Here is a 12,649-nt window from a genome sequence, read left to right on the forward strand (position 1 = left end):
CCGACCGGACCGCGCCGCCACGGTACCCGGCCCCGATGTCGGGGGCGGGGGATAGCCTGGAGCGATGAGTACGGGCAGCGCTGCGCCGCGAGTCGCACCGGCCCGAGGCACCTCGATGGGCGACCTCCTGGCGCGCGTCGCGGCGGGTCACCGCCCCGACGCCGATGAGACCGAGGCACTGCTGCACGCGCCCCTCGAGGCACTGCTGCCCGCGGCATCCGCTCTCCGAGATGAGGGACTCGCCCGCGCCGGCCGCCCCGGCGTCATCACCTATTCGCGCAAGGTGTTCGTCCCTCTCACGACCCTGTGCCGCGACCGGTGCCACTACTGCGTGTTCGTCGACACGCCCGGCCAGCTCAACCTCCTGCGCAAACCCGCCTACATGAGCCCCGAGCAGGTGCTCACGGTGGTGCGCCAGGGGCAGGCCCTCGGCTGCAAAGAGGCGCTGCTCACCCTCGGCGACCGCCCCGAGGAGCGGTGGCCCGAGGCACGCGCCTGGCTCGACGCCCACGGCTTCGCCTCGACCATCGACTACGTGGCCCACATAGCCGGTCTCATCACCGCCGAGACCGGCATGCTCGTGCACGCCAACCCCGGCGTGATGCATCCCGACGAACTGCAAACGCTGCGCCCCGTCTCGCCGTCGATGGGCATGATGCTCGAGACCACCTCGCGGCGCCTGTACGAAGAGCCCGGCCAAGTGCACTTCGGCTCTCCCGACAAAGACCCCGCGCTGCGCCTGCAAGTCATCGACGACGCCGGGGCCGCCGGCATCCCGTTCACCACCGGCATCCTGGTGGGGATCGGCGAGACCCTACGCGACCGCGCCGAATCGCTCGTCGCGCTGCGCGAGCTCGACGACCGCCACGGGCACGTGCAAGAGGTGATCGTGCAGAACTTCCGCGCGAAGCCCCGCACCGCCATGCAGGGCGCACCGGATGCCGACATGCACGACTACCTCGCGGCGGTCGCCGTCGCGCGGCTCGTGTTCGGCCCCGACATGCGCATCCAGGTGCCGCCGAATCTCTCCGATCCGCGCGAGCTCGGCCTGCTCATCGAGGCCGGCGCCGACGACTGGGGAGGGGTGTCGCCGCTCACCGCCGACCACGTCAATCCCGAGCGCCCCTGGCCGCAGATCGACGACCTCGCCGCGCACACGTCCGCGCGCGGCTACCTGCTGCGCGAACGCCTCACCGCCCACCCCGAGTTCGTCCGCGATGCCGACCGCTGGATCGACCCGGCACTCCACGCTCCGCTGCGGGCGCTGGCGGATGCCACGGGGCTCGCCGCCGATGTGAAGCCGGTCGGCGCGGTCGTGCCCGCGGTACCCGCGACGGGAGCGGCCGCGACCTTCGCGACTCCCTTGGCTCCCGCGGCCTCCGCGACGGCCGCGACGGCCGCGACGGGAGGAGAATCCGCCGCGGGAGGACGCACCGCCCCGGCCGCATCCTCCGCTGCCGTAATCCCCTCCGCCCCCGGCGCCGACGCCGATTCGGGCGATTCCGCCGCGGGCGCTGGCCAGCGGCCCGGCGCCGACCCGGACCCCGTCGCCGTCACCTCCGAGACCTCTGCGACCTCCGCGACGTCCGTGACTCCCTCGACGGGAGGAGAATCCGCCGCGGGAGGACGTGCCGACCCGGCCGCTTCCTCCGCTGCCGGGATCCCCTCCCTTCCCGGCGCCGCCCCCGCTGCGGCGCTGCCCTCCACCACCCACGCCGACCCCGCGGCTGCGCGATCCGGCAGCGACCCGGGCGTCCGCCGGCTCGCCGAACGCGCGGCATCCGGCGCCCTCGCCCTCGACGACGCCGACTGGGTGCGTCTGCTGCGCGCGACCGGCGCCGAGCTCGACGAGCTGACGGCCGTCGCCGACGACGCGCGCCGCTACACCGTCGGCGAGCCGATCACACTCGTGCAGAACCGCAACCTCACCTCGACGGGCTTCCGCCGCACCGGCCGCACCGGCCCGGGCGAGTTCGACCTCGACGACGCCACCGCCATCGCCGCGGATGCCGCCGACCTCGGCGCGACCGAGGTCTGCGTGCAGGGCGCGCTCCGCGGCGACGAAGACCCCGCCGGGTACCTCGACATCGTGCGGGCCGTGAAACGCGGGGCTTCCGGCATCCACGTGCACGCCTACCGTCCGCTCGACGTGCGCGATCTCGCCGAGCGGGGCGGCCTCGGGCTCGACGGAGCGCTCACGGCGATGCGCGAGGCGGGCGTCGGCACCGTTCCCGGCACGGGTGTCAAAGTCCTCAGCGAGCGGGTGCGCGCGCTCATCGCGCCGGGCGATCTCGAGATCGATCGCTGGGTCGAGACCATCACGGCGGCGCATCGCGCCGGTTTCCGCTCGACCTCCGTGATCTTCTACGGCCACGTCGAGACCGCCGAAGAGCGCATCGCGCACCTGCGGCATCTGCGCGCGATCCAGGCCGAGACCCGCGGCTTCGCCGAGTTCGTCCCGATCCCCCTGCCCGGCGGTGACGTGCCGCTCGTCGCTGGCCGCGCGCCGATCGACGAGCACCGGGCGATGGTCGCGGTGTCGCGGCTGCTGCTGTCGGGCAGCATCCCGCACGTGCAGATCCCCTGGACCCGCGTGGGCGGCGAGACCGCGGCTGTGCTGCTGCGCTCGGGCGGCGACGATCTCGGCGGCACCCTCTACGACGGCCGGGTCCTGCCCGACGCGGGCATCGAGCAGGGACTCGAGCTGCCGGTCGCCGCGGCCGAACGCATCGCGCGGAGCCTCATGCGGCCGTTCCGTCTGCGCAACACCGACTATCAGGTGGCGACGGCGTACACGGTCGCCGACGAGGCGGCCCGCCACGCCTCCCCCGCTGATCGGCCGCGCCCGTGAGGACCATCGACGTCGCGATCGTCGGCGCCGGCTTCGCCGGACTCGCCATGGCCGGAGCCCTGCGCCGAGCGGGACGCGACGACATCGTCGTGCTCGAACGCGCCGACGACGTCGGCGGCACGTGGCGCGACAACACCTATCCCGGTGTGGCGTGCGACGTGCCCGCGCACCTCTACAGCCTCGCCGCCCACCCCCACGCCGGCTGGTCGCGCACGTTCGCGCCGGGCCAGGAGATACAGACGTACCTGCGGGGCGTCGCCGCCCGCGAGGGCCTCGGCGACCGGTTGCGCCTTCGCACCCCCCTTCTCGGCGCGCAATGGGATGCCGCAGGCTCGGTCTGGCGCCTCGACACGGGCGCCGAACCCGTCGTGGCCCGCTCCCTCGTGCTGGCGTGCGGCCGCCTCACCGAGCCGCACGTCCCCGGCATCCCCGGACTCGAATCCTTCGACGGCCCGATCTTCCACACCGCGCGGTGGGACCACGGCGTCGACCTCACCGGCACGCGGGTCGCGGTCGTCGGCACGGGCGCGAGCGCGGTGCAGCTGGTGCCCGAGCTCGCCCGCCGCGGAGCCCAGGTGACACTGTTCCAGCGCACACCGGCGTGGATCGTGCCCCGCGGAGGCGGCGAGATCGCCGACGCCGATCGGGATCACCTCGAAGCTCACCCCGGTGACCTGGCGCGCCTGCGCGCCGACCTCTACGCCGAGGGCGAGCAGCGCTACGCATCGCGCGCGGGTGACGCCGCGGCGTCCGCTGCCGCCCGCGCCGCAGCCCTCCACCACCTGCACGCCCAGGTCGCCGACCCGGCGCTGCGTGCCGTGCTCACCCCCGATTACTCCTTCGGATGCAAGCGCGTGCTGCTCTCCGACGCGTTCTACCCCGCCGTGGCCTCGGATGCCGTGACCCTCGAACCCACAGCCCTCGCCGCCGTCGACGGCCCGATGCTGACGGCCGACAGCGGTAAGCGCTACGAGGCCGACGTGCTCGTGCTGGCCACCGGGTTCGCATCCGCCCAGCAGCCCTACGCCGACCTCGTGCGGGGCGAGGAGGTCACCCTCGCGGAGCACTGGTCCGAGGGCATGACCTCGTTCGGCTCGACGGTGGTCGCGGGCTTCCCCAACCTCTTCGTGTTGAACGGCCCCAACGCCAGCCTCGGTCACAACTCGGCCGTCCTCATGGCCGAGGAGCAGGCGGCCTACGTCGTACGCGCTCTCTGCGAGCGCGACCGCCGCCCCGAGCCCGTCCTGCGCGTACGCCCCGAAGCCGAGGCGGCCTACACCGACGAGATCGCCGCCGCCGCGGCATCCACCCCCTGGCTGACCGGCGGATGCCGCAACTGGTACGTCGACGACCGTTCGGGCCGGCTGACCCTGCTGTGGCCGGGGACGGTGCAGGCGTTCCGCGAGCGCCTGGCCGGAACCGACGGGTCGGAGTTCGAGACCGTCCACACCCCCGTCATAGAGTCCACCCCCACCCATCCGCACGCCTAGGAGACACAGTCATGAGCGTTCCGCTGAGATTCGGTTACAAGGCCTCGAGCGAGCAGTTCGGCCCCAACGAGCTGCTCGACTTCGGTGTGTTGGCCGAGGAGATGGGCTTCGACTCGGTCTTCCTCTCCGACCACCTGCAGCCCTGGATGCACGACGGCGGCCACGCCCCCAACGCCCTCCCCTGGCTCGGTGCCCTGGGCGCCCGCACCGAGCGCGTGATCATCGGCACGAGCGTGCTGACCCCCACCTTCCGCTACCACCCCGGGGTGATCGCGCAGGTGTTCGCGACCCTCGGCGTGATGTACCCGGGTCGGGTGGTGCTCGGCGTCGGCACCGGCGAGGCCCTCAACGAGGTCACCCTCGGCCTCGAATGGCCCGAGCCGCCCGAGCGCTTCCAGCGCCTCAAAGAGGCCATCACGATCATCAACGAACTGTGGGCGGGCGAGCGGGTCACCTACGAGGGCACGTACTACTCGGTGAAGGACGCCACCATCTACGACCGCCCCGAACAGAAGGTGCCCATCTACATCGGCGCCTCCGGTCCCGCGGCCACGCGCCTGGCCGGCCGCATCGCCGAGGGATACATCACCACGAGCGGCAAGGATGCCGAGCTGTACACCGACAAGCTCCTCCCCGCCCTCGACGACGGGCTGAGCAAGGCCGGGCGTACGCGCGACGACGTCGACACCCTCATGGAGGTGAAGGTCTCGTATCACCCCGACCACGACACCGCGCTCGAGAAGACGCGGTTCTGGGCCCCGCTCGCCCTCAGCGCCGAAGAGAAGATGAGCGTGCACGATCCCCTCGAGATGCAGCGGCTCGCGAACGAGCTGCCGATCGAGCGCGTGGCGTCCCGGTTCATCGTGTCGACCGACCCCGACGAGCACGTGGAGCGCATCGCGCGCTACGTCGACCTCGGCTTCCGCCACCTGGTGTTCCACGACCCCGGGCACGACCAGAAGCAGTTCTTGACGATGTACGGCGAGGAGATCCTGCCGCGCCTGCGCAAGCGCTTCAGCTGACACGGGGCGCCGCCGACAGCGGGATGACGCGCGCCTCCCGAGATGACCCGTGATTCATCGCAGACGCGGGTCATCTCGGCGATCGCGGATCACCTCGCCTGTCACTGATTCACGATCTCGGACGCGCCCGCGCCCGTGAACGTCGGGGGTTCGGCGCACAATGGACGCGATGAGCATTCCTGACACCTCCGGCTGGACGATCATCGTCCCGGTGAAACCCGCCGCCGTCGGTAAGTCGCGTCTGACCGACGTCGGCACCGACCGAGAGGCGCTCGCGCGCGCCATCGCCCTCGACACCATCGCCGCCGCGGCGGCCGCCGATCTGGTGTCCCGGGTCGTCGTCGTCACCGACGACGAGGGCGTCCGTACCGAGTTCCGCAGATCGCGCATCGTCGAGGTGATCCCCGAGGGCGACGTCCGCGGCCTCGACGCCGCCATCGCGCTCGGCGCCGCCGTCGCCGGCCAGAGCACCGCACGCGCCGCCCTCCTCGGCGACCTGCCCGCTCTACGCGCCGCCGACCTCGACGTCGCGCTCGAGCTCGCGGCATCCGTCGAGCGGGGTCTGGTTCCGGATGCCGAGACCACCGGCTCCACGCTCGTCACCGCCCGCGCCGGGGCGGTGTGGGTTTCGGCCTTCGGCGAGGACTCCGCGGCCCGCCACCGCCTGCTCGGCTGCACCGACCTCGCCGTCGAGCGCGACTCGACGCTGCGTCGCGACGTCGACACCGCCTCGCAGCTGTCGCAGGCCGTGACACTCGGCGTGGGTGCGCACACCTCGGCGGTCCTGGCGGCCGCGGCGGCCTAGTCCCCCGGCATCGCGCGCGCGTTCCGCCCGCCGCGTGATGAACGGAATCGGCCGTGCGCATCGCCCGATCCCGCCGCACATCGCTCAGTCCGACGAGCCGGCGCACATCCCCGGCGTGGTTACCGCCCCTCGGGCCGCGGCACCGCCGTGGGGATGATGGCCGAGGCTCCTCACCCCGACGCCGCCCGGACGGGCGGCCCGCCTCACGCCTCGAGCGCCGCCTCAGCGATCGCAGCCGAAGCGTCTTCGTCGCGCATCCACAGCGGTGCCACGACGGTGCGGATCCCCGCGGCCTCGACCTCCGGCGCCGCGGCCGCGTCCTCCTCGGCCAGCAGCCACGCGTCGAGCACGCCGTCCGCCGAACGCGCCCCGTAATGCCGCGCCACCGCCGCGGCCGAGGTCTCCACCCCGATCGCCGTCAGGCAGACGTCCGCCATCCCGCGCACGACCCGCCCACCGATGATCGGCGACACGCCCACCACCCGTGCCGCGGTTTCGCGCAGGGACTCGCGCACGCCCGGCACCGCGAGGATCGGACCGATCGACACGACGGGGTTCGACGGCGCGAGCAGCACCACGTCGGCCGCAGCGATCGCTTCACTGACTCCGGGGGCGGGTACGGCATCCGTGATCCCGGGATTCTCGAACGCGCGAGGCGCGAGCTTCGCGCGGTGCCGGGTCCACCATTCCTGGAAGTGCAGACGCCCGCCGTCCTCGAGAAGCACGTGCGTGTCGACCTCGGCGTCGGTCATGGGCAGCAGACGGATGCCGAGCGGCCACCGCTCCGCCATGCGCGCGAGCACCTGTGTCGGCGTCAGCCCCTCGCGCAGCCACCCGGTGCGGGCGAGGTGCGTGCCGAGGTCGAGGTCGCCGAGCGTGAACCACGGCCACCCCGCACCCCACGACTGGAGTTCCTCGTTCACGCGTTCGGTGTCACCGGCCCGACCCCAGCCGCGCACGGTGTCGTTGACCCCCGCCAGGGCGTAGGTGATCGAGTCGACGTCGGGCTGCAGCCGCACGCCCGAGAGCCACAGGTCATCGCCCGTGTTGACCACGACGGTGGCCTCGGGTGCGTCGAGTCGACGCAGCGCCGCCCGCACGCCGAGGGTGAACTTCGATCCCCCGACTCCTCCGGCGAGCACGACGACACGGGGCTGGGGGCTTTGCATCCGTCCAGTCTTGCACCGCGCGACCCAGACCCGTGGCCGTCGCCGCGCGTCGGGGCCGCGCGTCAAGCGCACTCCCCCGTGGCCGACGCCGTGCACAACTCCGGATGATCCGGCGCACGCACAGCCGCGGGTCGCGGAGTTCCGGGGCATCGGCCGACCGCACCGCATTTCTGCAGGAGTTGTGCGCCGTCAAGCGACGCACCGGGCCGCCGGTACGCAATCAGCACCGCGCACAACTCCGGAGAATTGATCGCGCACTCCGCCGCCAGCCGCGGAATTACGGGGGCCCCGCTCGACCACCCCGCATTTCTGCAGGAGTTATGCACCACCGAGCGACGCGTCGGAACGCGGGAAACCGCCCCGGCCCCTACTGCGCGAGCAGCGTCGGATCCAGCGCCTCCGCCGCAGCCTTGGCCGCCCCGGGCAGCGTCGAGATCACGTGCTCGAGAGCGGCATCGTCGTGGGCGGCGGTGAGGAACCACGCCTCGAAGACGCTCGGCGGCAGCGACACTCCGGCATCCAGCATCGCGTGGAAGAACGACGCGTAGCGGTAGGACTGCTGCGTGAGCGCCGTGGCGTAGTCGAGGGGCACCTCGGGCAGGAAGGCGACGCCGAACAGCGAACCGGCGCGCGGCACGACGTGCACCACGCCCTCGGCCGTCAGAGCGGCGTCGAGCGCATCGGCGACACGGGCCGCCGCGGCGTCGACCGCGGCGTAGACCTCGGGGGTTGCGAGGCGCAGCGTCGCGAGGCCCGCGGCGACCGACAGCGGGTTCCCCGACAGGGTTCCCGCCTGGTACACCGGGCCGAGGGGCGCGAGGTGGTCCATGATGTCGGCTCGGCCGGCGAGGGCGGCCAGCGGCATCCCTCCGCCGACGACCTTGCCGTAGGTGAGGATGTCGGGCAGGTACGTCTCGCCCTGCGAGGCCTGCAGCCCCCAGAAGCCAGCGGGGTGCACGCGGAAGCCCGTGAGCACCTCGTCCATGATGAGCAGCGAGCCGTGGCTGTGCGCGATGTCGGCGAGGGCGGCGTTGAAGCCCGGCAGCGGCGGTACGACGCCCATGTTGGCCGAGGCCGCCTCGACGATGATCGCGGCGATGTTCTCGCCGTGCACCGCGAACACCTCTCGCACGGCGTCGAGGTCGTTGTAGGGCAGCACCAGCGTCTGCGCGGCGATCGGCGCGGGCACGCCCGCCGATCCGGGCAGGGCCAGGGTCGCGACGCCGGAGCCCGCTGCGGCCAGCAGCCCGTCGGAGTGACCGTGGTAGTGCCCGGCGAACTTGATGAGCAGGTCGCGGCCCGTCACACCGCGCGCGAGGCGGATCGCCGTCATCGTCGCCTCGGTGCCGGTCGAGACCAGGCGCACCTTCTCGATCGGCTTGAGCTCGCCCACCTGGACGCGGTGCGCGATGAGGTCGGCCAACTCCACCTCGGCCCCGGTCGGGGCGCCGAACGACAGACCACGGGATGCCGCGGACTGCACGGCCCCGACCACCTCGGGGTGCGCGTGGCCGAGGAGTGCCGGACCCCACGACGCGACCAGGTCGACGTACTCGCGGCCCGCGGCATCCGTGATGCGGGGCCCGGATGCCGACTGTATGAACCGCGGCGTTCCGCCCACCGAGCCGTACGCGCGCACGGGCGAGTTCACGCCGCCCGGGATGACGTCCTTGGCGCGGGCGAACCACTGGTCGTTGAGATCGGTCATGGCATCCATTCTTCCGGGCGCCCCTGCGTGAGGGGTCGAAAAGTGTCGCTTCGGCGCGGTCTGGGCGACCAAGAGTGACCCCTCACGCGTGAAGGGGCGAAGCTCAGAGATCGGCGCGCAACCAGCGGGCGGCCTCGACGGCCCAGTACGTCAGGATCGCGTCCGCGCCGGCACGGCGGATGCCGAGCAGGCTCTCCGTGATCGCGCCCCGGCGGTCGATCCACCCGTGGGCTGCGGCGGCCTCGACCATCGCGTACTCCCCCGACACCTGGTAGGCCCACACCGGCACGTCGACCGAGGCCTTCACGTCGGCGAGCACGTCGAGGTACGGCAGTGCGGGCTTGACCATCACCACGTCGGCGCCCTCTTCGACGTCGAGCAGCGCTTCGCGCACGCCCTCACGACCGTTGCCGGGATCGAGCTGATAAGAGCGACGGTCGCCCTTGAGCTGCGAGTCGACGGCCTCGCGGAACGGGCCGTAGAACGCTCCGGCGTACTTCGCCGAGTACGCCAGGATGAGCGTGTCGGTGAAGCCCTCGGCATCCAGTGCCTCACGCACCGCGCCGACCTGGCCGTCCATCATGCCCGACAGCCCCAGCATCGCCGAGCCCGCCCTCGCCTGCGCGAGACCCATCGCGGTGTAGCGCTCGAGCGTGGCGTCATTGTCGACGGCCCCGTCGGGCTGCAGGACACCGCAGTGCCCGTGGTCGGTGAACTCGTCGAGGCACAGATCGGTCTGCACCACCAGCGCGTCGCCCACCTCGGCCACGACGGCCTCGGTCGCGACGTTCAGGATGCCGTTCGGGTCGTCGGCGCCGGAGCCCACCGCGTCGCGGGTCTCGGGCACGCCGAACAGCATGACGCCGCCGATGCGTTCCTTTGCCGCCTCGGCGACCGCGCGCCGGAGCGAGTCGAGCGAGTGCTGGACGATTCCCGGCATCGAGCCGATGGGGCTCGGCTCGGCGAGGCCCTCGCGCACGAACATCGGCAGCACGAGCTGCGAGGGCACGAGGTGCGTCTCTCGGGCGAGACGACGGACGGCGGGGGTGCGGCGCAGGCGCCGCGGGCGGTGCTCGGGAAAACTCATGGGGTCGATTCGGTGGGGACGGGGAAACGAGCGACCGCCTCGATGAGGGCGTCGACCGTCTGCCGTTCGGCGACGACGTCGACGCTGAGACCGGCGCGCTTGGCGTCCTTCGCGGTGCGCGGTCCGATGGCGGCGATGACGGTGGATGCCGGGATGTCGGGGAACTGCTCGACGACCTGTTCGGCGACCGAACCGCTGGTGACGAGGATCGCGTTGATGCGACCGGAGTGCACGTCGCCCGCGATCTTCTCGGAGGCGGGGACCCCGACGGTGCGGTACGCCACGACGCTGCGCACGTCGTGGCCCGCTTCGATGAGCAGACGCGTCAGCACCGGTTTGGCGATCTCGCTGCGAAGGGTCAGAACCTTGCGGGGCACCGACTCGAGGTGGATCATCTGCTCGGCCATGCCCTGCGCGGAGTTGTCGCGCTCGGGCACGAGGTCGACGCGGTACCCGACCGCCTGCATGGCGGCGGCGGTGGTCTCGCCCACGACGGCGACACGGGTGCGCGTGGGGATGACCGCCTTGTAGGCGTAGAGCACGTCGACGGTCGTCGCACTGGTCAGCGTCAACCAGTCGAACTCGCCCCCGGCGAGATCCGACAAGGCCTCGTCGAGGGTCGCCTGATCGTTCGTCGGTGCGAAGTTGATCAATGGAGCGATGACCGGCACGGCCCCGAGCTGCCGCAGGCGCGCGGCGACGCCGTCGCCCCAGGGGCCGCCGCGCGGCACGAGGACGCGCCGTCCGGCAAGGGGCTTGGGCACGCTGCCCGTCGAGGGGTTCGGCGTGTGCCAGTGGCCTTCATTCATGTGGTCGACTCTCGTGGTACCAGGTCGGCCGCCCCGCGTTCGAGCAACCGACGCGCGGTTTCTCGGCCCATACGCGTCGCGCGCGCGATGGATCCCCCGTCGTCGGCAGCATCCGCATCATTGCCACTGCCAGGTTCCCGAGCATACCCCGAGTCAAGTCGCACCGTCCGATCGATGCCGATCCGGCGGGATCCGTCGAGGGCGTAGACGATCGCGCGCAACCGCAGGTCGCCGTCGGCGATCGAGGCATGCGTACCCACGGGCGCACTGCAACCGGCGTCGAGAGCCGAGAGCACCGTGCGCTCCGCCGTGATGGCCGTTCGCGTGTCCGCGTCGTCGAGCTGAGCGAGTGCGGCGTGGATCTCGGGATCGATGTCGGTGCGGGTCTCGACGGCGAGCGACCCCTGCCCGGGAGCGGTGGGCCACTCGCTGAGGCCCAGCTCTTCGGCGTGCAGTCCGCCGAGATCTCCGCCCAGGCGCGAGATGCCCGCGGCCGCGAGGATGACGGCATCCAGCTCTCCATTACGTACCCGCGCGAGACGCGAATCGACGTTGCCGCGGATGTCGTGGATGTCGAGCCGAGGGTTGTGCCGCCGGGCCTGCGCGACGCGACGGGGCGAGCCGGTACCGACGCGCGATCCCGGCGGGAGGGAGCCCAGCGGGGTGCCGTCGCGCGTCACGACGACGTCGCGGGCGTCCTCGCGCGCGGGTGTCGCCGCGATGACCAGCCCCTCGGGCTGGAGCGTCGGCAGGTCTTTCAGCGAGTGCACGAGGAAATCGCACCGGTCGGCGGCGAGCGCTTCGCGCAGACCGTTGGCGAACACCCCGCGTCCGCCCAGCTGCGACAGCGAGGCGCGGTTGACGTCTCCCTCCGACACGATGGGCACCAGTTCGACCACACGCCCCGACACCGCGGCCACGGCGTCGGCGACGGTCTGCGACTGCGTCATCGCGAGAGCGCTGCGACGCGTGCCGAGGCGAAGGGGTGCGCTCACTGCAGGATCTCGGGGATCTCGTCGAGGGCGACGAGGCGACCCGTGTAGAACGGCACCTCCTCGCGCACGTGACGGCGGGCCTCGGTGTAGCGCAGGTCGCGCATCATGTCGACGAGATCGGTGAGCACGTCGGCTTCCATCGGCAGGAGCCACTCGTAGTCACCGAGAGCGAAGGATGCCACGGTGTTGGCGATGACGCCGCGGTACTGCGACCCCTTCTTGCCGTGCTCGATGAGCATCTCGCGGCGCTCTTCCTCGGGCAGCAGGTACCACTCGTAGCTGCGCACGAACGGGTAGAGGCACAGCCACTGCTGCGCCTCGATACCCCGGAGGAACCCGGGCACGTGCGAGCGGTTGAACTCCGCGTCGCGGTGGACGCCCATGGCGTTCCAGGTCGGCAGGAGGTTCTTGAGCAGTTCGGTGCGACGGAGACGGCGCAGGTCGCGCTGGAGCGCCTGGGGGTCTTCGCCGTGCAGCCACACCATGAGGTCGGCGTCGGCGCGGAGGCCGCTGACGTCGTAGAAGCCTCGGACCGTGACGCCGTCGGCCTCGACGAGCAAGACGAGGTCGGCGAGCTCGGTCGCGTCGACGGCGGTGACGGGGTTCTCGGGATCGCGGCGGAAAACCGCCCACAGCGTGTACACGGAAGATGAGCTGTCGTGGGACATGCGTCCTAGTCTCGTCTCGCCGCGGCGGCGGGCCAAACCGGTTGA

Annotated in this window: 10 protein-coding genes; 4 read left to right on the plus strand and 6 right to left on the minus strand. The window is 72.1% G+C overall.

Going from position 1 to position 12,649, the window contains the following annotated elements; genetic code table 11:
* Positions 1-64 precede the first annotated feature (64 nt).
* The 4 genes from cofG to cofC all read left to right on the plus strand — a co-directional run bounded on the left by cofG (position 65) and on the right by cofC (position 6,168).
* On the plus strand, positions 65-2,851 hold the full coding sequence (cofG, locus tag ACXKZF_RS14915; RefSeq protein ID WP_488984729.1) for a 7,8-didemethyl-8-hydroxy-5-deazariboflavin synthase CofG: 2,787 nt from the start codon (positions 65-67) through the stop codon (positions 2,849-2,851).
* Positions 2,848-4,341: a flavin-containing monooxygenase gene (locus ACXKZF_RS14920; protein ID WP_488984730.1), complete on the plus strand. Its 1,494-nt coding sequence runs from the start codon at positions 2,848-2,850 to the stop codon at positions 4,339-4,341. Before cofG ends, ACXKZF_RS14920 begins: the two co-directional genes overlap by 4 nt.
* A gap of 11 nt (positions 4,342-4,352) precedes the next feature.
* Entirely contained in the window at positions 4,353-5,363 is a 1,011-nt protein-coding gene (fgd, locus tag ACXKZF_RS14925) for a glucose-6-phosphate dehydrogenase (coenzyme-F420) (RefSeq protein ID WP_488984731.1), read from the plus strand.
* Positions 5,364-5,532: 169 nt separating this feature from the next.
* Positions 5,533-6,168, plus strand: a complete 636-nt coding sequence (cofC, locus tag ACXKZF_RS14930) for a 2-phospho-L-lactate guanylyltransferase (protein ID WP_488984732.1) — start codon at positions 5,533-5,535, stop codon at positions 6,166-6,168.
* A 203-nt stretch (positions 6,169-6,371) separates the two neighbouring features.
* Here the strand turns inward: cofC and cofD are convergent, their stop codons facing one another.
* The 6 genes from cofD to hemQ form a co-directional block, all read right to left on the minus strand.
* Positions 6,372-7,337 (minus strand): 2-phospho-L-lactate transferase, encoded by a 966-nt coding sequence (gene cofD / locus ACXKZF_RS14935; RefSeq protein WP_488984733.1) that lies wholly within the window; start codon positions 7,335-7,337, stop codon positions 6,372-6,374.
* Positions 7,338-7,704: 367 nt separating this feature from the next.
* Positions 7,705-9,045 (minus strand): glutamate-1-semialdehyde 2,1-aminomutase, encoded by a 1,341-nt coding sequence (gene hemL / locus ACXKZF_RS14940; protein ID WP_488984734.1) that lies wholly within the window; start codon positions 9,043-9,045, stop codon positions 7,705-7,707.
* Positions 9,046-9,148: 103 nt separating this feature from the next.
* Positions 9,149-10,132 carry a porphobilinogen synthase gene (gene hemB / locus ACXKZF_RS14945; RefSeq protein ID WP_055951791.1) on the minus strand — a complete coding sequence of 328 codons (984 nt, stop codon included), beginning with the start codon at positions 10,130-10,132 and terminating at the stop codon, positions 9,149-9,151.
* Positions 10,129-10,941: a uroporphyrinogen-III synthase gene (locus ACXKZF_RS14950; RefSeq protein ID WP_055951794.1), complete on the minus strand. Its 813-nt coding sequence runs from the start codon at positions 10,939-10,941 to the stop codon at positions 10,129-10,131. Before ACXKZF_RS14950 ends, hemB begins: the two co-directional genes overlap by 4 nt.
* On the minus strand, positions 10,938-11,936 hold the full coding sequence (gene hemC, locus ACXKZF_RS14955; RefSeq protein WP_488984735.1) for a hydroxymethylbilane synthase: 999 nt from the start codon (positions 11,934-11,936) through the stop codon (positions 10,938-10,940). Before hemC ends, ACXKZF_RS14950 begins: the two co-directional genes overlap by 4 nt.
* The gene (hemQ, locus tag ACXKZF_RS14960; protein ID WP_488984736.1) at positions 11,933-12,604 is read right to left on the minus strand and encodes a hydrogen peroxide-dependent heme synthase; all 672 of its coding nucleotides are present in this window, start codon (positions 12,602-12,604) and stop codon (positions 11,933-11,935) included. Before hemQ ends, hemC begins: the two co-directional genes overlap by 4 nt.
* Between the last annotated feature and the right edge of the window lie 45 nt (positions 12,605-12,649).

Source organism: Microbacterium sp. ABR10, assembly GCF_057812175.1.